At 73.8% G+C, this 25,335-nt stretch carries 25 protein-coding genes; 9 read left to right on the top strand and 16 right to left on the bottom strand.

The features are described from left to right. Window positions 1-2 precede the first annotated feature (2 nt). On the top strand, window positions 3-698 hold the full coding sequence (locus ACZ6ZR_RS12765; RefSeq protein WP_465642103.1) for a leucyl/phenylalanyl-tRNA--protein transferase: 696 nt from the start codon (window positions 3-5) through the stop codon (window positions 696-698). On the opposite strand, the gene ACZ6ZR_RS12760 is transcribed toward ACZ6ZR_RS12765, so the two are convergent. The 10 genes from ACZ6ZR_RS12760 to ACZ6ZR_RS12715 are packed head-to-tail and all read right to left on the bottom strand — an operon-like array spanning window position 672 to window position 11,678. After that, entirely contained in the window at window positions 672-2,096 is a 1,425-nt protein-coding gene (locus ACZ6ZR_RS12760) for an ABC transporter ATP-binding protein (protein ID WP_465642102.1), read from the bottom strand. The two genes, ACZ6ZR_RS12765 and ACZ6ZR_RS12760, sit on opposite strands and share 27 nt — an antisense overlap. Next, complete coding sequence (locus tag ACZ6ZR_RS12755) at window positions 2,093-2,908, bottom strand: ABC transporter permease subunit (RefSeq protein WP_465642101.1); 816 nt, start codon at window positions 2,906-2,908, stop codon at window positions 2,093-2,095. The genes ACZ6ZR_RS12760 and ACZ6ZR_RS12755 overlap by 4 nt, the downstream gene beginning before the upstream one ends. Continuing rightward, window positions 2,905-3,855 (bottom strand): ABC transporter permease, encoded by a 951-nt coding sequence (locus tag ACZ6ZR_RS12750; protein WP_465642100.1) that lies wholly within the window; start codon window positions 3,853-3,855, stop codon window positions 2,905-2,907. The genes ACZ6ZR_RS12755 and ACZ6ZR_RS12750 overlap by 4 nt, the downstream gene beginning before the upstream one ends. Further along, window positions 3,852-5,402 carry an ABC transporter substrate-binding protein gene (locus tag ACZ6ZR_RS12745; protein ID WP_465642099.1) on the bottom strand — a complete coding sequence of 517 codons (1,551 nt, stop codon included), beginning with the start codon at window positions 5,400-5,402 and terminating at the stop codon, window positions 3,852-3,854. The genes ACZ6ZR_RS12750 and ACZ6ZR_RS12745 overlap by 4 nt, the downstream gene beginning before the upstream one ends. Next, on the bottom strand, window positions 5,399-6,229 hold the full coding sequence (locus tag ACZ6ZR_RS12740) for a class I SAM-dependent methyltransferase (protein WP_465642098.1): 831 nt from the start codon (window positions 6,227-6,229) through the stop codon (window positions 5,399-5,401). Before ACZ6ZR_RS12740 ends, ACZ6ZR_RS12745 begins: the two co-directional genes overlap by 4 nt. Continuing rightward, window positions 6,226-7,422, bottom strand: a complete 1,197-nt coding sequence (locus ACZ6ZR_RS12735; RefSeq protein ID WP_465642097.1) for an MFS transporter — start codon at window positions 7,420-7,422, stop codon at window positions 6,226-6,228. The genes ACZ6ZR_RS12740 and ACZ6ZR_RS12735 overlap by 4 nt, the downstream gene beginning before the upstream one ends. Next, window positions 7,419-8,474: a mandelate racemase/muconate lactonizing enzyme family protein gene (locus tag ACZ6ZR_RS12730; protein ID WP_465642096.1), complete on the bottom strand. Its 1,056-nt coding sequence runs from the start codon at window positions 8,472-8,474 to the stop codon at window positions 7,419-7,421. Before ACZ6ZR_RS12730 ends, ACZ6ZR_RS12735 begins: the two co-directional genes overlap by 4 nt. Next, window positions 8,471-9,553, bottom strand: coding sequence for a pyridoxal-phosphate dependent enzyme (locus ACZ6ZR_RS12725; protein ID WP_465642095.1), 1,083 nt, complete (start codon window positions 9,551-9,553; stop codon window positions 8,471-8,473). Before ACZ6ZR_RS12725 ends, ACZ6ZR_RS12730 begins: the two co-directional genes overlap by 4 nt. After that, on the bottom strand, window positions 9,550-10,413 hold the full coding sequence (locus ACZ6ZR_RS12720) for a Rossmann-like domain-containing protein (RefSeq protein WP_465642094.1): 864 nt from the start codon (window positions 10,411-10,413) through the stop codon (window positions 9,550-9,552). Before ACZ6ZR_RS12720 ends, ACZ6ZR_RS12725 begins: the two co-directional genes overlap by 4 nt. After that, window positions 10,410-11,678: an ATP-grasp domain-containing protein gene (locus tag ACZ6ZR_RS12715; protein WP_465642093.1), complete on the bottom strand. Its 1,269-nt coding sequence runs from the start codon at window positions 11,676-11,678 to the stop codon at window positions 10,410-10,412. The genes ACZ6ZR_RS12720 and ACZ6ZR_RS12715 overlap by 4 nt, the downstream gene beginning before the upstream one ends. Before the next feature lie 145 nt (window positions 11,679-11,823). Between ACZ6ZR_RS12715 and ACZ6ZR_RS12710 the strand changes: the two genes are divergently transcribed. From ACZ6ZR_RS12710 to ACZ6ZR_RS12700, 3 genes are all read left to right on the top strand, one after another. Beyond that, entirely contained in the window at window positions 11,824-12,411 is a 588-nt protein-coding gene (locus ACZ6ZR_RS12710; RefSeq protein WP_465642092.1) for a GNAT family N-acetyltransferase, read from the top strand. A 105-nt stretch (window positions 12,412-12,516) separates the two neighbouring features. Beyond that, window positions 12,517-13,521, top strand: a complete 1,005-nt coding sequence (locus ACZ6ZR_RS12705; RefSeq protein ID WP_465642091.1) for a permease — start codon at window positions 12,517-12,519, stop codon at window positions 13,519-13,521. Then, on the top strand, window positions 13,518-14,312 hold the full coding sequence (locus tag ACZ6ZR_RS12700) for a TIGR03943 family putative permease subunit (RefSeq protein ID WP_465642090.1): 795 nt from the start codon (window positions 13,518-13,520) through the stop codon (window positions 14,310-14,312). The genes ACZ6ZR_RS12705 and ACZ6ZR_RS12700 overlap by 4 nt, the downstream gene beginning before the upstream one ends. 10 nt (window positions 14,313-14,322) lie before the next feature. On the opposite strand, the gene ACZ6ZR_RS12695 is transcribed toward ACZ6ZR_RS12700, so the two are convergent. Both ACZ6ZR_RS12695 and ACZ6ZR_RS12690 read right to left on the bottom strand, forming a co-directional pair. Further along, complete coding sequence (locus tag ACZ6ZR_RS12695; protein WP_465642089.1) at window positions 14,323-14,625, bottom strand: putative quinol monooxygenase; 303 nt, start codon at window positions 14,623-14,625, stop codon at window positions 14,323-14,325. An 84-nt stretch (window positions 14,626-14,709) separates the two neighbouring features. Continuing rightward, window positions 14,710-15,762: an ABC-2 transporter permease gene (locus tag ACZ6ZR_RS12690; protein ID WP_465642088.1), complete on the bottom strand. Its 1,053-nt coding sequence runs from the start codon at window positions 15,760-15,762 to the stop codon at window positions 14,710-14,712. Between the two features lie 71 nt (window positions 15,763-15,833). Here ACZ6ZR_RS12690 and ACZ6ZR_RS12685 point away from each other — a divergent pair, with 71 nt between their 5' ends. Beyond that, complete coding sequence (locus tag ACZ6ZR_RS12685; protein ID WP_465642087.1) at window positions 15,834-16,274, top strand: MarR family winged helix-turn-helix transcriptional regulator; 441 nt, start codon at window positions 15,834-15,836, stop codon at window positions 16,272-16,274. Window positions 16,275-16,308: 34 nt separating this feature from the next. Here the strand turns inward: ACZ6ZR_RS12685 and ACZ6ZR_RS12680 are convergent, their stop codons facing one another. Continuing rightward, window positions 16,309-16,845 (bottom strand): GNAT family N-acetyltransferase, encoded by a 537-nt coding sequence (locus tag ACZ6ZR_RS12680; protein ID WP_465642086.1) that lies wholly within the window; start codon window positions 16,843-16,845, stop codon window positions 16,309-16,311. 291 nt (window positions 16,846-17,136) lie between these two features. Between ACZ6ZR_RS12680 and ACZ6ZR_RS12675 the strand changes: the two genes are divergently transcribed. Continuing rightward, entirely contained in the window at window positions 17,137-17,757 is a 621-nt protein-coding gene (locus ACZ6ZR_RS12675) for an alpha-ketoglutarate-dependent dioxygenase AlkB (RefSeq protein ID WP_465642085.1), read from the top strand. 26 nt (window positions 17,758-17,783) lie between these two features. Here ACZ6ZR_RS12675 and ACZ6ZR_RS12670 read toward each other — a convergent pair whose 3' ends face one another. From ACZ6ZR_RS12670 to ACZ6ZR_RS12660, 3 genes are read right to left on the bottom strand one after another with little or no spacing between them, the layout of a single operon-like run. Continuing rightward, a complete protein-coding gene (locus ACZ6ZR_RS12670; protein ID WP_465642084.1) occupies window positions 17,784-18,629 on the bottom strand; it encodes a carbohydrate ABC transporter permease in 846 nt (281 codons plus the stop codon). After that, window positions 18,626-19,567 carry a carbohydrate ABC transporter permease gene (locus ACZ6ZR_RS12665; protein WP_465642083.1) on the bottom strand — a complete coding sequence of 314 codons (942 nt, stop codon included), beginning with the start codon at window positions 19,565-19,567 and terminating at the stop codon, window positions 18,626-18,628. Before ACZ6ZR_RS12665 ends, ACZ6ZR_RS12670 begins: the two co-directional genes overlap by 4 nt. After that, window positions 19,557-20,849: an extracellular solute-binding protein gene (locus ACZ6ZR_RS12660; RefSeq protein WP_465642082.1), complete on the bottom strand. Its 1,293-nt coding sequence runs from the start codon at window positions 20,847-20,849 to the stop codon at window positions 19,557-19,559. The genes ACZ6ZR_RS12665 and ACZ6ZR_RS12660 overlap by 11 nt, the downstream gene beginning before the upstream one ends. A 211-nt stretch (window positions 20,850-21,060) precedes the next feature. On the opposite strand from ACZ6ZR_RS12660, the gene ACZ6ZR_RS12655 reads away from it, so the two are divergent. The 3 genes from ACZ6ZR_RS12655 to ACZ6ZR_RS12645 all read left to right on the top strand — a co-directional run bounded on the left by ACZ6ZR_RS12655 (window position 21,061) and on the right by ACZ6ZR_RS12645 (window position 25,245). Further along, window positions 21,061-21,843, top strand: coding sequence for an IclR family transcriptional regulator (locus ACZ6ZR_RS12655; RefSeq protein WP_465642081.1), 783 nt, complete (start codon window positions 21,061-21,063; stop codon window positions 21,841-21,843). A 308-nt stretch (window positions 21,844-22,151) separates the two neighbouring features. Then, a complete protein-coding gene (locus ACZ6ZR_RS12650; protein ID WP_465642080.1) occupies window positions 22,152-23,882 on the top strand; it encodes an ABC transporter permease in 1,731 nt (576 codons plus the stop codon). Window positions 23,883-23,904: 22 nt separating this feature from the next. Next, window positions 23,905-25,245, top strand: coding sequence for an ABC transporter ATP-binding protein (locus tag ACZ6ZR_RS12645; RefSeq protein ID WP_465642079.1), 1,341 nt, complete (start codon window positions 23,905-23,907; stop codon window positions 25,243-25,245). The last annotated feature ends 90 nt before the right edge of the window (window positions 25,246-25,335 follow it).

Here is a 25,335-nt window from a genome sequence, read left to right as displayed (position 1 = left end):
TGGTGTCCTGGTGGGAGGAGTTGGAGCTGGACGGGGCGCCGGCGGACGGGCCGGTGGCCTTCGGCGGGACGCTGGACGCGGAGACGTTGCTCGGGGCGTACCGGGCCGGGCTGTTCCCCTTCCCGGCGGGTGATCCGGCGGTGGCGGCCTTCAACGAGGTGCGCTGGGAGGACGGCCCGGCGGTGCTGGTCGGCGGGGAGGACCCGTACGCGCTGGCCTGGTGGTCGCCGGACCCGCGGCCGGTCCTGACGGCCGGGGAGCTGCGGGTACGGGGCGGGTTCGAACTGACGGTGGGCCGGTCCTTCGGGAGGGTGTTGGAGGAGTGCCGGAAGGGGCGTGAACCCCGGTGGCTGACGGATGAGTTGGCGGATGCGCTGATGGAGCTGCACCGGGGTGGGTGGGCGCAGAGCGCGGAGGTCTGGGAGGACGGGGTGCTGGTGGGCGGGGTGTACGGGGTGCGGGCGGGGTCGGTGCTGAGCCTGGACTCGATGTTCCACCGCTCCCCCGGGGCGGGGCGGGCGGCGGTGGCGGAGTTGGGGGCGCGGTTCGCGGCGGCGGGGGGACGGGTGCTGGACGTGCAGTGGGACGGCCCGCACGTGCGGCGGCTGGGGGCCGAGCCGATCGCGCGGAGCGCGTACTTGGCGATGCTGCGGGAGCCGGAGGTCGGGGTGTCAGGCGGCATGGTAGGGGAGGGCTAGCTCACGGTGGGCTTCTGCGAGGGGCTTCTCGTGGGTGATCAGGAGGACGGCCAGGCCGGTGCGGTGGCGGAGTTCGGCGAGGTGGTCCAGGACGCGGGCCCGGCTGGGGGCGTCCAGGCCGGAGGTGATCTCGTCGCAGACCAGGACCCGGGGGCGGGCGAGCAGGGCGCGGGCCAGGGCGGCGCGCTGGAGTTCGCCGCCCGAGAGGGTGGTGGCCCGGCCGTCGGGCGGGACGCCGAGGGCGGCGAAGAGCGCGGCGGCCTCGGCGCGGGCCGCGCGGGTGGAGAGGCCGTGCAGGCGGACGGCGGCGCGGGCCGCCTGGTGGAGAACCGGGCAGTGGTCGTCGAAGGCGGCGCGGGCGTCCTGGAAGACGTACTGGACGGCGGCTGTCTGGGTGGCGTTGCGGGAGCGGAGGGAGGGCGGGAGGGGGTGGCCGTCCAGGCGGACGGTGCCGCGGTGGCGGGCGTGGAGGCCGGCCAGACAGCGGCCGAGGGTGGTCTTGCCGCTGCCGGAGCGGCCGGTGAGGGCGAGGCACTCGCCGGGGGCGAGGGTGAGGGAGGTCTCCGCCAACGCCGGGGTGCCGTCGGGGTGGTGGGCGGTGAGGCGGTCGACCTGGAGGAGCGGGGGCTCGCCTGCGGGTGGATGTGCGTTGCCGGTTGACGGGTGGGGGTCTTCCGGCTCGCGCAGTTCCCCGCGCCCCTGGTGGCCCTCCGGGCCACTGGGCGCGTGCAGGAGGTGGCGGGTCAGGGGGTGCTTTGGGTGGGTGAGGACTTGGGTGGCGGGGCCGGACTCGATGGGGCGGCCCTCGTCGAGGACCACCACGTGGTCGGCCAACTGCCGTACCGCGTCGAGGTCGTGACTGAGGAGCAGGAGTCCGAGGCCGTCCCGGGTCAGGGCCGCGAGTCGGTCCAGCAGGCAGGCGCGGGTGGCCGGGTCCTGGCCGGTGGTGGGTTCGTCGGCGATCAGGAGACGGGCGCCGGAGAGCAGGGCCTGGGCCAGCACCACGCGCTGCTGCTGCCCGCCGGAGAGCTGGTGCGGGAAGCGTCGCAGCAGGTCCTCCGGCCGCTCGACCTCGGCCCGGGCCAGGGCCCGGGTGACCGCCTCCGGGCCGGCGAGCTCGCGGAGTTGGGGGCCGATCCGGCGGGCCGGGTTGAGGACCGTGGCCGGGTGCTGCGGGAGGTGGCCGACGGGGCCGGGCGGGGTGCGGATCGTGCCCGAGACCCGGGCGCCGGGCGGGAGTTCGCCGATGACGGCCAGGCCGGTGGTGGTCTTGCCGCTGCCGGAGGCGCCGAGCAGGGCCGTCACCCCGCCCGGACGGACCGTCAGGCCGAGGCCGTCGACCAGCACCCGGCCGGGCACCTCGATCCGCAGGGCTTCCACCGCCAGGAGCTCGTTCACCGTCGTCCGTCCCGTCCGTGCAGGGCCGCGTCGAGCAGCAGGTTGGTGCCCATCGCGAGGGCGGCGATCAGGGCGGCGGGCAGCGCCACGGCCCAGGGCTGGAGGTCGACGCCGGGGCGGTTGCGGTCCACCATGACCGCCCAGTCGGCGGCGTCCGGGGCCACGCCGACGCCGAGGAAGGCGGCGGTGCTCACCAGGTAGAGGGAGCCGACCAGGCGGGTGCCCGCGTCCGCCGCCAGGGTGCGGCGCAGTTCGCGGACGGTGTGGCCGAGGGCGATCCGCACCCGGGACTCGCGGTGCATCCGCATCGCCTCGACCACCGGCCGGGCGGCCACCTCCACGGCGGCGGCGTGCACCACCCGGGCCGCGTCCGGCACCGCGACCAGGGCGACCAGCAGGGCCAGACCGCCTGGGCCGGGCTCCAGCGCGGCGGCCACCAGCAGGACCAGGATCAGCGAGGGCACCGCGAGCAGCACGTCCAGCGGCCGCATCAGCAGCTCCTCCACCCAGCGCCGCCCGCTGAGTGCGGCGGCCAGCCCGACCGGGAGGGCGAGGGCGTAGACCAGGGCGGTCGCGGCGAGCGCGACCAGCACCACCGAGCATCCGCCGAGCAGGAGTTGGCGGACGACGTCGCGGCCGGTGAAGTCGGTGCCCAGCCAGTGGCCGGGGCCCGCCGCCGCGTACGACACCCCGCGCGGCCCGGCCTCCCCGGCCAGCCAGGGGCCGGCCACCGCCAGTACCAGCGGGACCGCGACCAGCGCGGCGCCCAGCAGGTAGCGGCCCGGGCCGGTCCTGGTGGGCGGGGCCGTCATGCCGTCACCTCCGCCCGGGGCGCGAGGCGGCGGGCCGTCAGGTCGGCGGCCAGGTTGAGGACCACCGCGAGCAGGGCGAAGACCACGGCCAGGCCCTGGACCACCGGGACGTCCCGGGCCGCGACGGCGTCCAGCAGGACGCCGCCGAGGCCGGGCAGCACGAAGAGCGACTCGACCACCACCACGCCGCAGAGCAGCCAGTCACAGGTGCGGGCCAGCTGCTGGGCCGCCGGGGCAAGGGAGTTGGGGAGGGCGTGCAGCCACTGCACCCGCCATTCGGGCACGCCGTAGCGGCGGGCCTGGCGGACGTACGGGCGGGCCAGGGCCTCGATCATCCCGGCCCGGACCAGGCGGCTGATCGAGCAGACCGGCCGGGCCAGCAGCACCAGGACCGGGAGGACCAGGACCGCCGGATCGGCCCCGATGCCGCCGACGGCGGTGGGCGGGAGCCAGCCGAGGTGGAGCGAGAGGACGGTGACCAGCAGCACTCCCAGCGCGAACTCCGGTGCGGCGTAGACCGCGAGGGTGGTGGAGCCGATCAGCCGGTCCAGCGGGCCGCCCTCCCGGCGGGCGGCCCGCATGCCGAGCCAGACGGCGAGCGGCACCAGCGGCAGCAGCACCAGGGCGGCCAGCAGCAGGGTGGTGCCCAGGCCCTCGGCGAGGTAGTCGCCGACCGGGCGCCCGGTCACCAGGGAGTGCCCGAGGTCACCGTGGAGCAGCCCGCCGAGACGGTCGAGGAAGCGCTCCACGGGTGGGTGGTCGAGCCCCATCGCCTCACGCAGCCGGGCGATCCGCTCGGGGTCGGGGCTGTCCCCCGCCAGGGCCACGGCGGCGTCGCCGGGCAGGGCCTCGGTGAGCAGGAAGACCAGGACCAGCACCGCCGCCGACTGGACCACCCCGAGCAGCAGCCGTCCGATCAGCCAACTCCCCTTGACGGTGCGGCTCATGCCAGCCAGACGCGGTCGAACCGGGCCCAGTCCAGGGTGTTGGCCGGGGCCTCGTGGGAGACGCCCCGGACCTTCGGGGCGGTGGCCACGATCCAGTCGGCGAAGCCCCAGACCAGGAAGCCGCCCTCCTCGTGGAGGCGGCGCTGCATCCGCCCGTGGAGCGCGGTGCGGGCCGCCTCGTCGCGGGTGGACTGGGCCTGGCGGTAGAGCTCGTCGAAGTCCGGGTGGCGCCAGTGGGTGGCGTTGGTGGTGGAGTCGGAGAGCAGGCGTTGGGAGACGTGGGCCTCGATCGGCATCGCGCCGGAGCGGTAGGAGGCCAGGACCCCGCCGTCCAGCACGTCCTTCCAGTAGGTGTCCTTGTTGCCGACCTTCACCTCGACGGTGACCCCGGCCTTGGCGGCCTGCTCCTTGAGGATCCCGGCCGCCTCGACGAAGCCGGCCGCCACCGGCGAGGTGTCCAGGGTGACCTTGAGCTCCTCCCGTCCGGCCTCCCTGAGCAGGGCCCTGGCCCGGTCCAGGTCCTGGACGCGCTGCGGGAGTTCGGAGGCGTAGTACCTGGCGCCCTTGCCGAAGAGGTCGTTGCCGGTCTCCCCCGCGCCGGAGAGCGCGCCGTCCACCAGCTCCTTGCGGTCGGCGAGCAGGAAGAAGGCCTTCCGCACCCGGGGGTCGTCGAAGGGCGGCCGGTCGGTCTTCATCGCGAAGCCCTGCATGGTGGAGTTGCGCAGCCGGACCACCTCGATCCTCCCCCTGCCCTCGTGGGCGCGGGCGGTGGCGGGGTGCAACTCGTGGGCGTAGTCGGCCTGTCCGCCGAGCAGGGCGCCGATCCGGGCCGACTCCTCGTTGGCCACCAGGAGCTCCAGCTCGTCCAGGTGCGGGGCGCCCTCCCAGTAGTCGGGGCTGCGCCGGACCAGCAGCGAGCCGCCGGGCTTGAAGGAGACGAAGCGGAACGGCCCGGAGCCGACCGGCGCGCTGAACTCCTGGGTGCCCTCCGGGACGATGTAGGCGCCGAACGCGGCCAGCACGTTGGGGAATTCGGCGTACGGGCGCTTGAGGCGGAACTCCACGGTGGCGGGGTCGACCGCCCGGCTGGCGGCCAGGTCGACCGGCTCCAGCGAGGCCCGGGCCCGGAAGGCCTTCTTGGGGTCGGCGATCCGGTGGTAGCTGTACAGCACGTCGGCGGCGGTGACCGGACGGCCGTCGTGGAAGACCGCCTCGCGCAGCCGCACCGTCCAGGTGTCGAGGGTGGCGTTGGGCTCCCAGCCGGCCGCCAGGCGGGGCACGGCGGCCAGGTCGGAGCCGGAGTCGGCGAGCTTGTCGTAGAGCGCCTTGGCCCGGGCGGCGTCCACGAAGAGGTTGGCCAGGTGCGGGTCGAGGGTCTCGTTGGTGCCGCCGCCGGCGAAGACCGCCCGCAGGCGGCCGCCGCTGCGGGGGAGGGTGGCGGCGGCGTCCGAGGCGGTGGGCGCGTCGGCCCGGGAGCAGCCGGCGGCCCCGAGGGTGGCGGCGGAGGCCAGCAGGACGGTGCGGCGGGATATCGGACGGTGCGTCAAAATCGGTCTTCCTCAGGGGTGTTGACGAGTCGGGCGATCAGATGGACCCGGTCGGAGTCGGCGCTGGTGGCGGCCTCGGCACCCTCGGTCCAGGCCGGTTCGGTGCGGGGGCCCGGGCGGTCGTAGAGGGCGAGCACCTCCAGGCCGTGGGCGGCCAGCAGGTACCGCAGCTCCTGCGGGAAGAGCAGCCGCCAGGCGGAGTGCTGGACGGCGACCGGGCCGTGCTCGGTGCTCCAGGCCCGGGTGCGGCGCAGGAGTTGGGCCCCGTGGTCGATCCGCAGGGTGGTGCTGGAGGTGTAGTGGACTCCCTGGTGCTCGACGGTGTCGGTGCGGACGCCGTCCAACAGGTCGGTGCGGCCGAGGAAGTAGGCGCCGTTGCGCATCTCGGCCACCAGCAGGCCGCCGGGGGCGAGGTGGGCGCGGACCCGGGTGAGCAGGGCGTCCAGGTCGGCGTTGGTGTGGCAGTACAGCAGGGCGCTGTCCAGGCAGAGCACGGCGTCGAACCGCCGCTCCCCCAGGTCGAGTTCGCGCATGTCGCCGAGCAGGTACTCGGGGCCGGGGTGGTGGGTGCGGGCGTGCTCGACCATGGCCGGGGAGCTGTCCAGGCCGACCACCTCGCGGCCCGCGGTGCGGTGCAGCCAGGCGGCGTCCCGGCCGGTGCCGCAGCCGAGGTCCAGCACCCGGGGGCCGGCGCCGTGGTCGCGGAGCACGGCCTCGGCCCAGCGGGCGGCCAGGTGGCCGGGGTCGGGGAAGCGGAGTTCGTACAGCTCGGGGGTGTCGGTCAGCAGGTTGCCACTGCCGGCCTCGTCATGCGTAGAGGTGCTCAAGTCGGTGCTCCGATGGGTGGGTTCGGTTCGGGGAGGGATCCGCGCAGGCGGGCCACCGCGGCTGCGCAGGCCAGGCCGAGGGCGCCGCAGAGCAGCCAGGGCGCCCAGCGGGCGGCGTCCATGGCCCAGCCGACCGCCGCGTTGCCGAGGGCGGCGGCGAGGCCGGAGACCAGGTAGAAGACTCCGTAGTAGGTGCCCGTGAGCCGATCGCGGCCGAATGCCGGTATCAGCTCCAGCACGAAGGGCTGGGCGACCATCACGCCGATCCGCAGCAGCACCACGGCCAGCAGCACCGGTATCGGCCCGGGCACCAACAGGGGTGGCAGGAAGCCGAGTCCGGCCACCAGTATCCCGCCGGCTATCCACCGCCCCCGGCCGCCGAGTCGCTGCAGCCGGGCGGTGATCCGTAGTTGGAGGGCGAGGTTGACCACGGTGCTGACCAGGAAGAGCAGGCCCACCGCACCCGCCCAGCCGGTGCTCTCCCGCGCCGCCTCGGGCAGCAGCAGGTAGAGCTGGCTCTCCAGGGCGTAGAGGCCGACCAAGGCCAGCGAGAAGGCCAGGAACGGCCGGTCGGTGAGCACCTCCCGCCAGTCCCCCAGCACCCGGGTGCCGGCCGGCTCCACCACATGGGCGGGCAGCACCAGGGCCTGGGCCACCGTCAGCAGGGCGAAGATCCCGGCGGCGGTGAGCGCCGCGACCCGGAAGTCCACCAGCAGCAGCGCGGTGCCGAGCACCGGGCCCAGCAGCGCGCCGGTGTTGGCGAAGACGCTGAACAGGGCGAAGGCCTCGGCCCTGCGCTCCCCCGCCTCCTGGGCCAGGTAGGCCCGCACCGCCGGGTTGAACAGCGCCCCGGCCAGCCCGCTGAGCAGCGAGGCGGCGAGCAGCACCGGCAGGCCGTCGCCGAGGGCGAACAGGCCGAACCCGAGGGTGCGCAGGCCGCAGCCCGCGATGATCACGCCGCGGGCGCCGAGCCGGTCGGCCGCCGAGCCGCCCAGGATGAACAGGCCCTGCTGGCTGAGGTTGCGCGCCCCGAGCACCACGCCGACGGCCACCGCCGACATCCCGAGGTCCCCGCCGAGGTGGGTGGCGAGGTACGGGACCAGCAGGTAAAAGCCGGTGTTGACGCCCAGTTGGTTGACCAGCAGCAGCCGGACCGGGAGCGGGTAGGAGCGCAGGGCCCTGAGCGTCCTCACCGGGCGGCCGGCTCGGCGGGCTCGGCCGGGTGGACGCCGAGGCCGGCCCGGTCTGCGGCGCGGACCACGCCGTCGGTGCCGCCGATGCCGCGCCAGGGGTCGTGGCGCAGCAGCAGGTGGCCGTCCAGGTCCACCCAGCGGGCCCGGTCCACCAGGTGCACGGCCGGGGCGATGCCGAGCGAACTGGCCGTCAGACAGCCGAGCATGACCTCGGTGCCACTGCCGCGCAGGGCGGCGCAGATCCGCAGCGCGGCCGAGACCCCTCCGCACTTGGCGAGCTTGACGTTCACCCCCTGCACCCGGCCGGCCAGCCGTTCGGCCTCCTCCTCGGTCGCGGCGTCCTCGTCGGCGATCACCGGCAGCGGTGAGGAGGCGGCCACCTCGGCCAGCCAGTCCGGGTGGCCGGGGGCGGTGGGCTGCTCGACGGCGGTGACGCCGAGCTCGGCGAAGCGCGGGATCAGCTCGCGCGAAGTCCGCACGCCCCAGGCCCCGTTGGGGTCGAGCAGCAGCTCGGCCTCGGGGGCGCCGATCCGCACCGCGGCCACCCGGGCCAGGTCGTCGGCCGGGTCGGGCGAGCCCGCCTTCACCTTGACGACCCGAAACCCGGCCACCGCCAGCCGGGCCGCCTCGGCGGCGGCCCGGACCGGATCGGTGATGCCGATGGTGCGGGCGGTGGCGGCGGCCGGCGGGCGGAGTGTGCCCAGCAGTTGGTGCACGGGGGCACCGGCGCGCTTGCCGACCAGGTCGAGCAGGGCGGACTCCACCCCGGCCAGCACACCGGGGGCGAGCTCCTTGAACGGGGCGTCCCCGCGCTGGAATTCGGCCAGGGCGGTCTCCGGGTCCGGATAGCGGGCCAGGTCGAGCTCCTGCGCCTCGCGGCGGATGCGCTCGGTCGGCAGCCTCAGGTACTCACTGGCCACCACCTCGCCGTAGCCGCTCAACCCACCGTGCCGGACGGCGAGTTCGACCGCCTCGCGGGAGGCCATCACGGAGCGGGAGATCCGCAGCGGTTCGGTCAGGGTGAGCTGCACCACCCGTATGTCGAGCTTCACGTGCGGTCCTCCAGCGGTCCGTTGGCGAGCGGGTCGACGACGGTGCGGCAGCGGGCCCAGCCGGACACCTCCACGGCGCCCGGGTGCGGGATCTCCACCGGTCGGGTGACGGGCGCCGGCAGGTCGCGGGCCCGGCACCAGTCGTCGTCGTAGACGGTGCCCAGGTAGCGGTGCGGTCCGTCCGGGAAGACGGTGGCGACCACCGCGCCGGGCTGGACGCGGGCCGCCCAGGCGGCCACCAGGGCCACCGCCCCGGTGGACCAGCCGCCGCTGACGAAGCTGTGCCGGGCCAGCCGGCGGCAGGCGTCCACCGCCTCGGCCGGGCCGACCCAGTGCACCTCGTCGAAGTGCCGGTAGGCCACGTTCCGCGGGTGGATGCTGCTGCCCAGGCCGCGCATCAGCCGGGGCCTGGACGGCTGGCCGAAGATCGCCGAGCCGACCGAGTCCACTCCCAGCACCCGCAGTCCTGGCCAGCGGCGGCGCAGCGGTTCCACCAGTCCGGCGCTGTGGCCGCCGGTGCCGACGCTGCACACCAGCACGTCCAGGTGGTCGAGTTGGTCGGTCAGCTCGCGGGCCATCGAGAGGTAGCCGGCCGCGTTGTCCGGGTTGTTGTACTGGTCCGGCCAGTACGCGCCGGGGTTGGCGGCGAGCACCTCGCGCAGCCGGGCCAGCCGCGCGGCCTGCCAGCCGCCGCGCGCGGCGGGGCGGTCCACCAGTTCGAGGGCCGCCCCGTGCGAACGGAGCAGGCTCCGCATCGAGGGCTCCAGTTCGGTGTCACCGACCAGGATCACCGGATGCCCGAGCGCCTGCCCGGCGAAGGCCAGCCCGAGGCCGAGGGTGCCCGAGGTGGACTCCACCACCGGTGCCCCGCAGCGCAGTTCGCCGCGGGCGTGGGCGCCGCGGAGCATCGCGACGGCGGACCTGGCCTTCATGCCTCCCGCCGCCAGGTGCTCCAACTTGGCGTGGAAGCCCGGCTGTTCGTGCGGCAGGGGTGCGGTGATCCGGGCCAGCGGGGTGTGGCCGAGCAGGGCGAGCAGCTCCGGGCGGGCGGTGGTCGGCTCAGCGGTCAGCGTGGTCAACACGGGCCTCCGTACAGGTGGATGGTGCCCGGATTGCCGTCCAGCCAGAAGAACGGGTACGGCTCGGCGCTGACCGCCGTGACGCCCTCGTGGCGGAGCTGCGGCAGGACGGCGGCGCCGGTCTGGGCGAACATCACCAGGGGGGTGGCGGTGCGGCGGGCGTGGGCGGCGAAGGTCTCGAAGCTGCCGTTGCCCAGGGTCATGCCGGAGACCAGCATCGCGTCGCAGTCCGCGAGGGCGGCCTCGGCGTCCCGGAGGACCTCCTCGCCCCACTCGGTGCGGCCGCCCTTGAGGTCGCAGGGGAGGTAGGTGGTGCCGCGGTTGCGCAGGCGCTCCAGGAGCGAGTTGACCACGCCGACCACCAGCACCCGGCGGGCCGTGACGGGGACCAGGCTCACCACGGCGGCGGCCCGGGCCCGGGACCGTTCGATCGAACTGCCGCCTGGGATGGTGACGTTGATCGCACCATTGACGGGGGCGTGGGGGCGGGCCAGCGCGAGGAAGGCGTCCAGCGCGGCGATCCGGACGGGCTGCGGGACGGACGGCGCCAGCAGCTCGGCCACGTTCGCGCCGACGTACTCCTCCAGCGGCGGCACCTGCCCGGGCTCGACGGCGCAGGACCCGACGGCCCGTCCGACCCGCAGGCTGAGCGCCTCGTTCCGGTATCCGCCGGAGCGGCCGTCGTGCCGCACCGCCTGGCTGGTGGCGAAGGCCACCGCGACCCGCTCGCCGGCCGGGTCGAGCCCGTACGCCCCGGCCAGGACGCGGGCGGCGAGCCGTCCCACCGCACCGCCTGCGGCGGCGGTCGCGGCGGCGGTCGCGGCGCGTGGGAGGGTGGCGGTCGGGTGCGGGCCGCTCATACGCGGGCCGCCTCTTCGGCGTAGCACGGGGTCAGGCGGGCGAGCAGGCGTTCGGCGGTGTCGAGGGCGCCGGGGCCGTCGGTGTCGGTGGTCATCAGGTGGCCGAGGTACTCGTTGTTGCTGACGGCGCGGCGGACCTGGCGGCCGGGGTCGGCGAGGGTGAGTTCGACGACGGCGGGGTCGCGGGAGACCTGGTCCGCGCCGTCGACGGCCGTCAGCAGGCCGTCCCGTTCGGGGAGCAGGAAGGTGACGGCGGCGCTGGCGACCCCGGTCGGACGGGTCGTCAGGTCGGGCTCGCGGCCGAGGGCGACGTCCACCGCCGCGGCCGCCAGGTCGACGCCGGTCACGCGGCGGACCAGCTCGGTGATCCGGTTCCCGGCCGGCCGCGGGTTGACCTCGACCACCCGGGGGCCCTTCGGGGTGAGCTTGACCTCGGTGTGGGCCACCACCTGGTCGAGCCCGAGGGCGGCCAGGGCGGCGACCGCCGTCGAGGCGGCGGCAGCGGCGTCGGCCCGGTCCAGCGGGGCCGGGAACTGGTGTCCGGTCTCGATGAAGGCGGGCGCCCCGCCGACGCTCTTGCTGGTGACGCCGACCACCGCCGTCCGGCCTCCCCGGGTGACGGTCTCGACGCTCACCTCGGGCCCGGTGAGCAGCTCCTCCAGCAGCACCACCGGCTCCCTCCGCTGCCCGCGCGCGTTCACCGGGAAATCGTCCAACTCACGGTAGGCGGACAGCAGTTCCGCCTCGTCCGCGACCTTGCGGACCAGCATCCCGGCGCACAGGTCCACCGGCTTGACCACCAGGGGGTACCCGGCCTCGGCCGCCACCGCGACCGCCTCGGCCCGGTCCCGGCAGAGCGCGTACCAGGGCCCCGGCACCCCGGCCGCCGCCAGCCTCCCCCGGGTCAGGTCCTTGCGGCAGGCGGCCTCGACGGCCGCCGGCGGCGGGCCAGGCAGGCCGAGCCGTTCGGCCACCAGGGCCACCGTGGGCAGGTAGTAGTCGCAGGAGGAGACCACCCCGTCGAAGCCGAGCACGCCGTGCAGCCGTTCGACGTACGGCAGCAGGGCGGCCGGGGCGTTGGTGTCGGCGGTCAGCACGTTGGCCGCGGCGAGCAGCGGGTGGGTGGTGTCGCCCGGGGCGGCCCGGAGGTAGTGGTGCAGGTCCCTGGTCAGGAAGGTGAACCGGTGGCCACCCTCCCCGATGGCCCGGGGCAGCAGCCTGCTCATGGATCCGACCCAGCTCTCGATCACCAACAGATGCGCCACGGCACTCCCTCTCGTCCACCCGGCAGAACGGTGTGAGGCAGCAACGTACTCGACACGCGTTTTCATTTTCAATACAGCTACATGGAAACCGTTTCCATGTACGCTGTGATCCCGCACACCCGACAAACCCCTGAGGAGCGGACCGATGATCCGTCAGCACCCGTACGAGGTACGCCCGGCGCGCCCCGAGGACCTGTCGGGCGCCCGCGCGCTGATCCTCGACACCTTCTACCGCGAGTTCGGCTACGGCTACGTGCCCTGCTGGCACCAGGACGTGATCGACCTGGGCCCGACCTACCTCGACCACCCCCGGCACGCGCTCTTCGTGGCCGTCACCCCGGACGGCGAGGTGGTCGGCACCACCGCACTGCACTCACGCGGCCCGGCCCACCCGCCGCACCCGGCCTGGCTCGCCGAGCGCTACCCGTCCGGGCTCACCGCCCAGCTGGTCCGGGTCTACGTCCGGGCCGAGCACCGGCGGCACGGCCTGGCGCGCCAACTGGTGCTGATGGCCACCGAGTTCGCGGTCGCCGACGGCGGGTACCAGCACCTCTACCTGCACACCAACGTGGACGTCCCGGGGGCCGAGGCGTTCTGGCGCAGCCTGGCGGTGGAGGTCTGCGACGCACGCACCACCGGCGAGCACGGGCCCGGCGTGTCCACCGTGCACTTCGAGATCCCGCTCCACCAGGACGCCGGGCGCCCCTGGAAGCTGGCAGGAGCCGGGGTCTAGATGAAGATGGTTGTCATCCCCTAGTGTGAGCGGCCACCGACCGGGCGGACCACGACCGGGCGGTACTCGTGCTGCCACGAGCAGCCTCCACGGCAGGGGCGGACATTGACGACTGCACAGCAGGCCGAACCACGGGCCTCCGAACCACTGACCGAGGACCGGCCGCGCGGCGCCGCGTTGCCGCTGCTCGGACTGGCCGCGGTGGTGCTGGCCGCGACCGGGGTGCTCGGGCTCGCCGAGGCCGAGGTCGTGCAGGCCTGGCGGACGTTGTTGGTCGCGATCGTGGTGCAGGGCATGCCGTTCCTGCTGCTGGGCACCGTGGTCTCGGCCGCGATCGGGGCCTTCGTGCCGCCGTCGCTGTTCGCCAGGGCGCTGCCGAAACGGCCGTCGCTCGCGGTGCCGGTGGCCGGGGTGGCGGGGGTGGTGCTGCCCGGGTGCGAGTGCGCCTCGGTGCCCGTCGCCGGGAGCCTGATCCGACGGGGCGTCACCCCGGCGGCCGCGCTGACCTTCCTGCTCGCGGCGCCGGCCGTCAATCCGGTGGTGCTGGTCTCCACCGCGATCGCCTTCCCCGGGCAGCCCGGGATGGTCGCGGCCCGGCTGGCCGCCTCGCTGGCCACGGCGGTGACGATGGGCTGGCTCTGGGTCCGGTTCGGCCGGGAGGAGTGGCTACGGCTGCCGAAGCCGCCGGGCGGGCACTCCCACGGGGGCTCGCGCTGGGAGGAGTTCCGGCGCGGCATGCAGCACGACTTCCTGCACGCGGGCGGCTTCCTGGTGGTCGGCGCGATGGCCGCCGCGAGCTTCAACGTGGCTGTCCCGCCGGGGGTGTTGGCGCTGTTCACCGACTCGCCGTGGCTGGGTGTGGTGCTGCTGGCGCTGCTCGCCGTGCTGCTCTCGGTCTGCTCGGAGGCGGACGCCTTCGTGGCCGCCTCACTGACCGGCTTCTCACCCACCGCCCGGCTGGCCTTCATGGTGGTCGGCCCGATGGTGGACCTCAAGCTGATCGCCCTGCAGTCCGGCTCCTTCGGTCGGGCCTTCGCCGTCCGTTTCACCGGGACCACCTTCGTGGTGGCCGTACTGGTGAGCGTTCTGATCGGAGCCGTGGTCCTGTGAAGAAGCTGATGCACCCCGCGCTACTGGTGCTGCTCGGCGCGGCCCTGCTGCGGATCACCGTCGGCAGCGAGGTGTACCTGCGGTACGTGAAGGAGGGGCTGCGGCCGATGGTGATCGCCACCGGCGCCGTGCTGGTGCTGCTCGGCGCGGTCGGACTGGTCCGGGAGACCCGGGCCCGGCTGCGGCAGCCGGTACTCAACCACCGTCGGGGGGAGGACGGTTCGTACCGCGTCGAGCCGCATGCGGTCCACACCGAGGACGACGGGCACGGGCACGGACACGGGGCCGGGCCTCGGGTGGCCTTCCTGCTCGGGGCTCCGGCACTGGCGCTGCTGTTCTTCGCTCCGCCCGCGCTCGGCTCGTACACCGCCTCCCGGGACGGGGCGGCGGCCGCCGTCGAGCGGGCCGACTACCAGGCACTGCGGAGCGGGCCGTTGACCCCGATGTCGATGCGCGAGTTCATCGGGCGCAGCCTGCACGACACCGCCGGGTTGGAGGGCCGGCAGGTGGTGCTGACCGGGTTCGTCAGCCGGGGCGGTGGTGGTGCGGACTGGCACCTCAACCGGCTGACCGTCAACTGCTGTGCGGCGGACGCCCGTCCGCTCCGGGTGGCGGTGCACGGCGCCGCCTCCGCGCCGGCGGCCGACAGCTGGGTACAGGTCACCGGGAGGTGGCGGGCCGGGGCGGTGGACGCCCGGTCCCCCGTGCCGCACCTGGACGTGGTGAGCGTGACGGCGGTGCCGGCCCCGAGGAACCCGTACGCGGACCGGGCGCCCGAACTCGCCTCCTGAGGACGGTGGTTCAGGCCAGCGGGGCGGCGGCCAGGCGGATCACCTCTGCTGGGCTGGCCCGGAAGGCGGGGCTGGCCGCGTCGGCCTCGACCATGTGCGGGGTGGCGTCGTGGGCGGCGAGGGCCTCCTCGGAGGCCCAGAGCTCCAGCAGCACGAAGCGCTCCGGTTCTCCCTCGACCGCGTGCAGGTCGTATTGGAGACATCCCTCCTCTTCCCGGACCACGGGGGCCAGGCGCTCGAACGCGGCGACCTGGTCCGGGCCCCGGCCCTGGCGGGTGGTGATGTGGATGACGAGTCTGACGGGCTGCGACATGCGCGGCAGCTTAGCTCCGGGGCTCACCTCCCGCCCCGGCCGTCCGCATGGCGAACCGCACGGGATTCGCCTCCGTCGGTCCGGTCAGACGGCGACGGCCTCCTCCATCTCCTCCTCGGCCGAGGTGAGTTCAAGGGTGCGGGTCGCGAGCCGGCGTTCGCGGAGGTGGGCGGCGAGGAGGGTGAGCAGGCCGAGGGCGAGCCAGGCGGCGAGGGTGAGGAGGTGGCCTGCGAAGCCCGCCTCGCCGTGGAAGTAGAGGAGGGAGCGGACCCCCTCGACGAAGCCGGCGCCGGTCCAGAAGGAGTGCAGGGTGCCGAAGAAGCCGTTCAGCAGCTCGGGGCGGTAGACGCCGCCGGAGCTGGTGAAGTTGAGCATCACGAAGAGGACCATCAGGGCGAGGGTGGTCCAGCGCTTGAGGAAGGTGTGCAAACCGGTGCCGATCGCCACCACGCCGGCCGAGTAGAGCCAGCTCATCGCCCAGACGGCCGCCAGGTCGTGGTCGACGGCGTGGAAGACCGGCCCGGCGGTGACGGCGCCGATCAGGCTGACGGCCAGGGAGGTGCCGAGGCCGAGCAGGGCCCGCAGGCGCATGCTCAGTGCCCCGCCGGCCGCGCCGATCACGGCGACGGAGCCGTAGGAGCCGATGCTGAGGGCGACCATCAGGAAGAAGATGCCCTGGTTGGTCGGGTCTCCGGCCGCCATCGGGGTGAGCTCGGTGAGGGTGAGCGGGACGCCCTGGGCATGGGTGACGGTCTGGAAGACCTTCTCGGCGGCCATCGCGGAGGTGTCCGAGTTGCCGGTGGCGACCAGGAGTTGGGGATGTGCCTGGTCCGGAAGGAAGGCACCGGCCAGGTCACGGTCCATCAGCTGCCGCTCGGCGGCGGCCCGGTCGGGCAGGACCGAGACCTCCAGGGCGTCCCCGGCCTTGGCGGCGATGCCGTCGGCCAGGGCGTGGGCCTGCGGGGTGGTGCCGACCACCGCCACCGGGAGGTGGTGCGGGGTGGGCTGGTGGAAGGCGCCCTGGTAGGCGAGGGCCATGCCGAGGCACATCAGCAGCGGGGTGAGCAGGTGGGTCAGGACGTGGCGCAGGGCGGTCCTGGTGTCCGGGGCGGGGCGGGCGGCGGCAGCGGCGGCCATGGTGGGGCGACCTTCCGGGAAACTGGATAGTTGGTAAGTACAACTGAAGCGAATGGATGTACTCTACAACCATGAGCGAGGAGACCGCGAGCCGGGCCCGGGACGAGGCGATCCACACCATCCAGCGCGAGCTGACGGCCTTCGCCCGGCGGGCCCGCAGCCGCGCCGCCGAGCTGCATCCGCAGCTCAGCCTGGTGGCGTTCAGCATGCTCGACCTGATGGCCGAGCGCGGACCGGTCCGGGGCGCCGACCTGGCCGCGTACTTCATGCTCGACAAGTCGACCGTCAGCCGCCAGGTCGGCTCGCTGGAGAAGCTCGGCTTCATCGCCCGGGAGGCCGACCCCGAGGACCACCGGGGCCAGTTGCTGCGCCTCACCCCGGTCGGCGAGCAGGCCGTCGGCGAGGCCACCGAACGCCGGCGGCTCGCCTTCCTGGCCCGCTTCACCGACTGGGAGGACACCGACCTCACCCGCCTGGCGGGCTACCTGGCCCGGTACAACGAGGCGGAGTGAGGGGCTGAGCCGGCGTCAGCAGGCCGAGCCCGCGTCAGTAGGTGTCGGAGCGCCAGCTCTCGTCGCCGCGGAGCACGCTGTAGCCGACGCCGTCCCACCACTGGCCGCTGCGGAAGGCGACGCTGCGGAGCACGCCCTCGCGGGTGAAGCCGGCCCGCTCCAGCACCCGCTGGGCCGGGACGTTGGCGACCTCGGTGGCGGCCTCCACCCGGACCATCTGGGTGTGCGAGAAGAGGTGCCGGACCAGCTGCCGCATGGCCGGTGCGCCGTAGCCGCGCCCGCGGGCCTCGGGGACCAGCGAGATCCCGGTGTTCCAGCAGAACGAGCCGCGCCAGCAGATGACCTCGCGCCAGGAGACGAACCCGGCCGGGTCGCCGTCGCCCTGGATCATCAGCAGGCCGTGCTTCTCGCCGAGCATGCCGTTCTCCTGCCACTGGCGGCGCCAGCGGCCCGGGTCCTCCCAGCCCAGCCACTGGTACTCGCCGACCGTCTCGGGCTCGGTCGAGAACCGCTCCAGCACCGGCAGGTCGCTCTCCCGCACCGGCCGCAACTCCACGCTCTTCCGGGTCATCCCGTCACCCTAGTGCGCACCCGGACGGGCCGTCAGACCCCGTTCTCGTGCGTCCATTTCACCCCGATTCGTCCAGCCACGGTGCGTCGCACCACCTCCCCCGCTCCGGCGTGATTGGCTCACTCCCGGTACGTCCCCGGGAGGCCTTTCCGTGACTCCGGGGACGGGCACGGGTGCGGCGGCCGGGAGCGGGGCGGTGCGGGCGGGCGCACCCAACCCCCTCCCGGCCTCCTTCGCCGCACGGCCGCACTGAATAGAACACTTTTTCGAACCTGGGCGTACGCTGGGGTCATGCACTTCCAGGGATCACTGCTCAGCGCCGACCTCCCGGCGCCCGGCCCGCTCGCCGGCATCCGGCGCACCGAGCTGGCGCACGGCGCCTGGGTGGACGTGCTGCCGGGCTGGCTGAGCGGTGCGGACGCGGTGTTCGAACGGCTGGCCGGCGGGGTGCCCTGGCGGGCCGAGCGGCGGGAGATGTACGAACGGGTGGTCGCGGTGCCCCGGCTGCTGGCCTCGTACGGGGAGGGCGCCGAGCTGCCCGATCCGGTGCTGGCGCGGATGCGGGACGCGCTCAACGCGCACTACCGGGAGGAGCTCGGCGAGGAGTTCGTCTCGGCCGGGCTCTGCCTCTACCGGGACGGCGGGGACAGCGTGGCCTGGCACGGCGACCGGTACGGGCGCGGGCGGTCCGCCGACACGATGGTGGCGATCGTCTCGGTCGGCGAACCGCGCGCCCTGCTGCTGCGGCCGGTCGGGGGCGGCGGGCCGACGGTGCGCCACCTGCTGGGCCACGGGGACCTGCTGGTGATGGGCGGCTCCTGCCAGCGGACCTGGGACCACGCGGTGCCCAAGACCGCGCGGCCGGCCGGGCCCCGGATCTCGATCCAGTACCGGCCGCGCGGGGTGGGCTGACCGGGGCCGACCGGGCTGACGGGGGCTCAGTCCTTGACCGCGCCTCCGAGCCCCGAGACCAGGTGACGCTGCACCAGGACGAAGAAGGCCAGCACCGGCAGGGTCATCAGGGTGGAGGCCGCCATGATGCCGCCCCAGTCGTTCTCGTCCGGCTTGAAGAAGACCATCAGCGCGGCCGGCAGGGTCTGGTGGTCGGTGTCCAGGATCAGCGTCCGGGCGAACACGAAGTCGTTCCAGGCCATGATGAAGGAGAACACCGAGGTGGCAGCCAACCCCGGTGCCACCAGCGGGAAGAGGATCCGCCAGAGGATGGTGAACCGGCTCGCCCCGTCGAGGCGGGCCGCCTCCTCCAGCGACTCCGGCACCGCCGCCACGAAGCCGCGCAGCATCCAGACCGCGAACGGCAGCGAGAAGGCCAGGTTCACCAGCATCAGCGAGCCGAGCGTGGACAGGCCCAACCCCGGTGCCACCGTGCCGAGATCGCGGATCAGGAAGAACAGCGGGATGGTCAGCGCCTCGATCGGCACCATCTGCGCCACCAGGAACATCACCAGCACGGTGGTGCGGAAGCGGAACCTGAACCGGCTCAGCGCCACCGCCGCCAGGAAGGCCACCCCGGCCGAGAGCACCACCACGACCACGGCCACCAGCAGGCTGTTCAGGAAGTACCGGCCGAAGCCGCTCACCCCGAGCGCGTCCCGGAAGTTGTCCAGGGTCGGCGCCCAGGTCCACGGCCTGGGGTGGGCCGAGGTGAGCTCGCCGTCCGGCTTGAGGGCGGACAGCACCATCCAGTAGAGCGGGAAGACGGTGACCAGACCGGCCAGCACCGCAAGGGAGTTGGCGAGCCTCCGGGATCCGTTCCGCGTCCTCACAGTTCCTCCCCGGAGCGCCGCAGGGCGCGGATGTAGAGCGCGGTGACCGCCAGCAGGATCAGCGTCATCAGCACGCCGATCGCCGCGCCCAGGCTGTAGTCGGAGGCCGCGAAGGCCTCCTGGTAGGCGTAGACGTTGAGCACCAGGTTCTGGCCGGCGATGCCGCCGCCGCTGGTCATCACGTAGATCTGGGTGAAGACCTTGAAGTCCCAGATCACCGACTGGATCACCACGATCACCAGCAGCGGCCGGAGCATCGGCAGCATCACCAGCCGGGCGGTGGTGAAGGTGGAGGCGCCGTCGAGGCGGGCCGCCTCCAGCACCGAGTCCGGGATGGCCTGGATGCCCGCGTAGAGGGTGATCATCACGAACGGGAAGGAGTGCCAGACCACCACCGCGCCGACCACCGCGAAGGCGGGCCACTTGTCGTACATCCAGTTGTGGCCGGTGGTGCCCAGGATCTCGTTCACCAGACCGGAGTTGGTGTCCAGCAGGAAGAGCCAGACGGTGGAGCCGGTCATCGCCGGGGCGGCCCAGGCGCCCAGGGCGGCGAACATCAGGAACAGCTTCGAGCGCCGGCCGACCCTGGTCAGCAGCACCGCCAGCGCGCCGCCCACCGCGAGGGTGGCGACCACGCAGCCGCCCGCGAAGACCAGGGTCTGCGCCAGCACCTCCCAGAACTGCGACGTGCCGAGCAGCTCGGTGTAGTTGGCCAGCCCGACGAACGCGGCCGGCACTCCGCCGCTGGCCTGCGGCTGGCCGAAGTCCAGCACCGAGAGCAGGCCGAGCTGGTAGAGCGGATAGCCGAACAGCGGGACCAGCACCAGAACGGCGGGCAGCAGCAGCCAGAGCGGGGTGAGAACTCGCCTGCGCCTGCCCGTCGTTGGCGACTTCGCGGGCTGTGCGGGCGGCGCGGCGGTCAGGGCCTCACTTGCCATCGAAGGCGGCGTTCATCGCGGTGGCGGCCTCGGTGGTGGCGGTGGCGACGTCCGCCTTGCCGGTGATCACCTTCTGCAGCATGGTCGGCACCACCGCCTGGGCGTCGATCTTCGCCCAGGCCTGGTCCTTGGGCACGAACTTGGTGCCCGCCGCGATGGTGTCGGTGAAGGGCTTGAGCCAGGGCTCCTTGGCCACCACCTCGGCGCGGGCGCCGGTCAGCGTCGGCAGCGTGCCCATCGCGTCGAAGAGCGCGAGCTGGTGCTTCCTGCCGCCCAGGGTCTTGAGGAAGTCCGCTGCCAGCGTGCGGTGTTGGGTCGACTTGAGGACGCCCAGGTCGTTGCCGCCGGAGAACGCCGGGGCGATCGATCCGGCCGTCCGGCCGGGCAGCGGCACCACCGCGTACCTGCCCTTGGCCGCGCCGGCCTCCACCGCGCCGCGCGAGGAGTTGGGCAGGATCGCCATGCCCGCGCTGCCGGAGGCGAAGGCCTCCACCGTCTTGCCGCCGGTCAGGTCGGCGCAGCGCTGGGCCGGACAGATCGCGTCGGAGAACAGGTCGGTGTACGCCTTAACGCCGGCCTTCGAGGCCTCGGAGTTCACCGCGGCCGCGTACTTGGCGCCCGGCTTGGCCGCCAGGTCGCCACCGCCCGCCCAGAGGAAGGGCAGCGCGCCGAAGGTGTACCTGCCGCCGACCGCGATGCCCAGCAGCTCGGGCTTGGCGGCCCTCACCTTCGTTGCGGCCTCGGCGAGTTCGGCGTAGCTGGTGGGTGCCTTCAGGCCCAGCTCGGTGAAGACGTCGGTGCGGTAGTACAGCGCCCGCACGCCCAGCCACCAGGGCAGGCCGTAGGTCTTGCCGTCGACCACGGCGGTGTCCCGCAGATCGGCCGGCAGGTCACCGCCCTCGGACCAGCCGGCCAGCTCCGAGGTCAGGTCGGCCAGACCGCCCGCCGCCACGTAGCCGAACAGGTCGGTGTTGCCGAACTCCACCACGTCCGGCGCGCTGGCCGGGTCGTTGAAGGCGCCCTTCATCTTCTCGGCGCGCGGACCGGCGTCGGTCGGGATGTAGGCCACCTCCACCTCGGCGCCGGGGTGGGCGGCCTTGAAGTCGGCCACCGCGGCGGCCACCACCTTCTCCTTCGGGGCCCGGTTGGCCTCGTCGTAGAGCCAGACCTTCAGGGTGCCGGTCCGCTGGTCGGCCGACTTGGTGCTGGAGGCGGTGCCCGGTGCGCAGGCGGCCAACACGGCACCGGCAGCGGCGAACAGGACGAGACGGGACAGCTTCACGGAACCTCCTCGGGAGGTGGTAGGGCAGGTGAGCGGTGACGGTAGGAAGCCGCCCGGTACGGCGGCAAGACGCCCCGGTGAATGTTGTGCAGTGCAAAACTGTGTGCCGCGAACCTGGCACGGCCGAGATCCTTGGCGTACGGTCCGATGAATTCGACGGTCCGTTCATGGGTCGTTCTTGGGGGATTCTTGGGGTGCCTGAGGAGGGCCGGTGGAGGTCACGCAGCGGAACCAGTCCGCCTCGCTGCGCCGGGCGCTCGCGGTGCTGGAGCACGTCCGGGACCACGCGGGCGGCTCCACCGGGCTCTCGCTGACCGCTGTGGCGGAGGCGCTGGGCCTCTCCAAGAGCACCGTCCTGCGGCTGGCCGAACCGCTGCTCGACTCCCAACTGCTCAGCCGTGAACGTGAGTCGGGCCACTTCCGGCTGGGCCCCGGCGCCCTGATGCTCGGTCAGTCCTACCTCTCCGGGCTGGACCTGCGCACCGTCGCCGCCGAGCAGGCGCACCGGCTGATGCACGAGGTCGGCGGCACCGTGCACCTGTGCGTGCCGGACCCGCCGCACGTGGTCTACATCGACAAGGTGGAGAACGAGACCGCCGTCCGGATGGCCTCCCGGATCGGCAGCCGCGCCCCGATGTACCGCACGGCCGTCGGCAAGGCGATGCTGGCCTGGCTCCCGGAGGAGGCCTTCGCGGCCGTGGTGGCGGCCGGACTGCCGCCGAGCACCACCCGCACGCTCACCGAACCCGCTGCCCTGCGCGCCGAGTTGGCGCGGATCAGGGCTCGCGGCTACGCGGTGGACGACCGGGAGAACGAGCCCGAGGTGCGGTGCGTGGCCGCCCCCGTCTTCGACCACACCGACACCGTCGCCGGGGCGCTCTCGGTCTCCGGGCTGACCTCGCGGGTGACCGCCGCCCGGGTGCGCGTCCTCGGCCCGGCGGTGGCGGCCACCGCCCAGCGGGTCTCCCGGGCCTTGGGGTCCTCGCGGCACTGAGCGCCCGGTCGCCGCTCCCGCTGCTGCGCCGGTCCCGGTGCTGCGCCGATCCTGGTGCTGCGCCACGCCCGGGCGGACAAGCCGTTTGCCCATCCGGGTGGGCCCGGGGCAGACTCGACGGGACGACCGGCGCGGGCTTCACGCCGCGCCATGCACACGAACGATCCCGAGGGGAGGCAGCCATGCGTACCGAACCGCCCAGTCCCGGCTCCCTCCCCGCTGCTCACTGATCGTTTCTCGTAGCACCCCGCACCGCCGCGCCCGGCTCTCGCCGGCGCATGCCCCGGTGCGGGCGGAGGTCGTCCGTCATGTCGTTCCGCACCCCCCATCCGCATGCCCTTGCCCGCCACCGCTTCTCGCTGACCGATCTGACGGTGGCCGCCGGCGTCCTGCTGCTGTTCTACGCCGCGCTGCGCGTGGGCCACGGCACCACCGTCTCCTTCACCCCGGGCGAGAAGCTCGGCATCGACACCGATCCGGCCCGGCTCCCGTACTACGCGGCCCGCAGCCTGCTGCGGATGTTCGCCGCGCTGGCCGCCGCCGTGGTCTTCACCTTCGTCTTCGCCTACGCCGCCGCGCGCAGCCGTCGCCTCGGCAAGGTGCTCGTCCCGGCCCTGGACATCCTCCAGTCGGTCCCGGTGCTCGGCTTCCTGACCGTGGCGGTGACCGGCTTCCTCGCGCTCTTCCCCGGCTCGATGCTCGGCCCGGAGTGCGCGGCCGTGTTCGCCGTCTTCACCTCGCAGGCCTGGAACATGACCTTCGCGTTCCACCGCTCGCTGACCTCGCTGCCACGTGAACTCGACGAGCTGTCACGGTCGTTCGGCTTTACCCGGTGGATGCGGTTCTGGAAGGTCGAGCTGCCCTCCGGGACGATCGACCTGATCTGGAACGGCATGATGAGCTTCGGCGGCGGCTGGTTCTTCCTGGTCGCCTCCGAGATGATCGCCGTCGGCGGCCAGAACTACGCCCTGCCGGGCGTCGGCTCCTACGCCGGGGCGGCGATCGCCGACGGCGACCTGGGCAAGGTCGGCTGGGCGGTGCTCGCGATGGCCGTGATGGTGACCGGGGTGAACTTCCTCTTCTGGCGCCCGCTCACCGCCTGGGCGGAGCGCTTCAAGAACGAGCAGTCGGGCAGCACCGGCGAGCCACAGCGCTCGGCCGTCCTGGAACTGCTGCGCCGCTCCAACTGGCCTGCTCTGCTCGGGCGTTGGCTCCGTCCGGCAGGGCAGCTCTGCTCCCGGGCCGGGCGGGTGTTCGGCGTCGACGACCGGCCGCTGCGGGTGGCCCCCGCCCGCCGCCGGGCCGGCGACGCGGTCTTCGCGGTGGTCACCGGCGGCCTGATCGCCTGGGGCCTGTACGACCTCGGGAACTACCTGCACCAGCGCACCGGGCTGAGCGTCCTCGGCGAACCGCTGCTGCTCGGACTGGCCACCCTGGCACGGGTGGTGGTGCTGGTCCTGGCCGCGACGGCGGTCTGGGTGCCGGTCGGCGTGTGGATCGGCAGCTCGCCCCGGCTCACCCGGATCGCCCAGCCGGTGGTCCAGGTGCTCGCCTCCTTCCCCGCCAACTTCCTCTTCCCGCTGGCGGTCTGGTTCTTCCTCAGGACCGGTCTCTCGCTGGACGTCGGCGGCGTGCTGCTGATGGCGCTCGGCGCCCAGTGGTACATCCTCTTCAACACCATCGCCGGGGCGATGGCCATCCCCGCCGACCTGCGCGAGGCGATGGACGACCTGGGCGTCCGCCGCGTCCAGCGCTGGCGGCGGCTGATCCTCCCGGCCGTCTTCCCCTCCTACGTCACCGGCGGCATCACCGCCTCGGGCGGCGCCTGGAACGCCTCGATCGTCTCCGAGGTCGTCACCTTCGGCGCCACCACCCTCACCGCGACCGGCCTCGGCGCGTACATCGCGCGGGCCACCTCGGCCGGGGACTTCCCGCGACTGCTGGCCGGGGTCGCCGTGATGAGCCTGTACGTGATCGTGCTCAACCGCGTGGTCTGGCAGCCGCTGCACCGGCTCGCCCGGGTCCGCTACGCCCTCTGAATCCTTCTGTCAGGAGCTTCCGATGAACCTCAACCTGGTGCGCCCGCGCCGGCCCACGGCCCTGCCCACCCCCGCCTCCTTCGGTGAACTCCTGTTGGAGACGGTCGAGTTGACCAAGACCTATGCCGGAGCCGACGGCGAGCTGCCGGTCCTCGGCGGGATCGACCTGGAGATCCGGGCCGGCGAGGTGGTCGCCCTGCTCGGCCGCTCCGGCTCGGGCAAGTCCACCCTGCTGCGCTGCCTGGCCGGGCTGATCGCCCCCAGTTCCGGCAGCGTCCACTACCGGGGCACCCCGCTCAACGGCGCCAACCCCGGGACGGCGATGGTGTTCCAGACCTTCGCCCTGCTGCCCTGGCTGACGGTCCGGCAGAACGTCGAACTCGGCCTGGAGGCACGGGGCCTGGCCGCCGCGGAGCGGGCCGAGGCCGCCCGGCGGGCCATCGACCTGGTCGGCCTGGACGGCTTCGAGGCCGCCTACCCCAAGGAGCTCTCCGGCGGCATGCGCCAACGGGTCGGCTTCGCACGGGCGTTGGTGGTCGAGCCGGACGTGCTGATGATGGACGAGCCGTTCTCCGCACTGGACGTGCTCACCGCCGAGAACCTGCGCGGCGAACTGATGGAGCTCTGGGAGTCCGGCACCTTCCCCACCCGGGCGATGGTCCTGGTCACCCACAACATCGAGGAGGCCGTCCTGATGGCCGACCGGGTCGTGGTCCTCGGCTCCCGCCCCTACGGCACCGTCCGCGCCGTCTTCGAGCCCGGCGCCGAGCTCGGCCCCGGCCGCTCCCGCAACCGCACCTCCCCCGCCTTCCAGTCCCTCGTCGACCAGATCTACCGCACCCTCACCGGCCGCGGCGCCGCCCCCTCGGGGCCGGCGCCGCGCACCACCGCCAACACCCCGCTCCCGGCCGCCGGCGTGGACGGCCTCTCCGGGCTCGCCGAACTCGTCGCCCACGCGGGCGGCCGCCGCGACCTGGCCGACCTCGCCGACGACCTCGGCCTGGAGGCCGACGACCTGCTCCCCCTGGTCGACGCCCTCGACCTGCTCGGCTTCGCCTCCCTGGACGGCGACGAGCTGCGCCTCACCGAGCACGGCACCGACTTCGCCGCCGCCTCCGTCCAGGACTCCAAGGCCCTCTTCGCCACGGCCGCCCTCACCGTCCCACTGATCCGCCTGATCGCCGCCAGCCTGCGCCAGTCCCCCGACGGCACGCTACGGGCCGGCTTCTTCCGCGACCTGCTCGCCCACCACTACACCCGCGACCAGACCGATCGCCAACTGGCCACCGCCACCGGCTGGGGCCGCTACGCCGAACTCTTCACCTACACCGCCGACCGGGAGGAGTACCGGCTGGACAGGTGACCCCGTGCCCGTGCCCGTGACTGTGCCCGTGACTCGCGCCGGACGGGTGCGTCGTCGCGCGCCACTGTCCCGCGGCGGGCCGGCTCCGCT

This window comes from Kitasatospora sp. NPDC088742, assembly GCF_055584905.1.
The sequence above is the reverse complement of the archived record's forward strand: the minus strand, read 5'-3'. Positions and strand labels throughout refer to the sequence as shown.

Bases quoted from the DNA above. Each gene is read 5' to 3' on its own strand.
- ACZ6ZR_RS12685 (WP_465642087.1), top strand. From the start codon at position 15,834: ATGAGCGAGGAGACCGCGAGCCGGGCCCGGGACGAGGCGATCCACACC.
- ACZ6ZR_RS12690 (WP_465642088.1), bottom strand. From the start codon at position 15,762: ATGGCCGCCGCTGCCGCCGCCCGCCCCGCCCCGGACACCAGGACCGCC.
- ACZ6ZR_RS12665 (WP_465642083.1), bottom strand. From the start codon at position 19,567: ATGGCAAGTGAGGCCCTGACCGCCGCGCCGCCCGCACAGCCCGCGAAG.
- ACZ6ZR_RS12680 (WP_465642086.1), bottom strand. From the start codon at position 16,845: ATGACCCGGAAGAGCGTGGAGTTGCGGCCGGTGCGGGAGAGCGACCTG.
- ACZ6ZR_RS12720 (WP_465642094.1), bottom strand. From the start codon at position 10,413: ATGAGCGGCCCGCACCCGACCGCCACCCTCCCACGCGCCGCGACCGCC.
- ACZ6ZR_RS12675 (WP_465642085.1), top strand. From the start codon at position 17,137: ATGCACTTCCAGGGATCACTGCTCAGCGCCGACCTCCCGGCGCCCGGC.
- ACZ6ZR_RS12755 (WP_465642101.1), bottom strand. From the start codon at position 2,908: ATGACGGCCCCGCCCACCAGGACCGGCCCGGGCCGCTACCTGCTGGGC.
- ACZ6ZR_RS12650 (WP_465642080.1), top strand. From the start codon at position 22,152: ATGTCGTTCCGCACCCCCCATCCGCATGCCCTTGCCCGCCACCGCTTC.
- ACZ6ZR_RS12695 (WP_465642089.1), bottom strand. From the start codon at position 14,625: ATGTCGCAGCCCGTCAGACTCGTCATCCACATCACCACCCGCCAGGGC.
- ACZ6ZR_RS12645 (WP_465642079.1), top strand. From the start codon at position 23,905: ATGAACCTCAACCTGGTGCGCCCGCGCCGGCCCACGGCCCTGCCCACC.
- ACZ6ZR_RS12750 (WP_465642100.1), bottom strand. From the start codon at position 3,855: ATGAGCCGCACCGTCAAGGGGAGTTGGCTGATCGGACGGCTGCTGCTC.
- ACZ6ZR_RS12710 (WP_465642092.1), top strand. From the start codon at position 11,824: ATGATCCGTCAGCACCCGTACGAGGTACGCCCGGCGCGCCCCGAGGAC.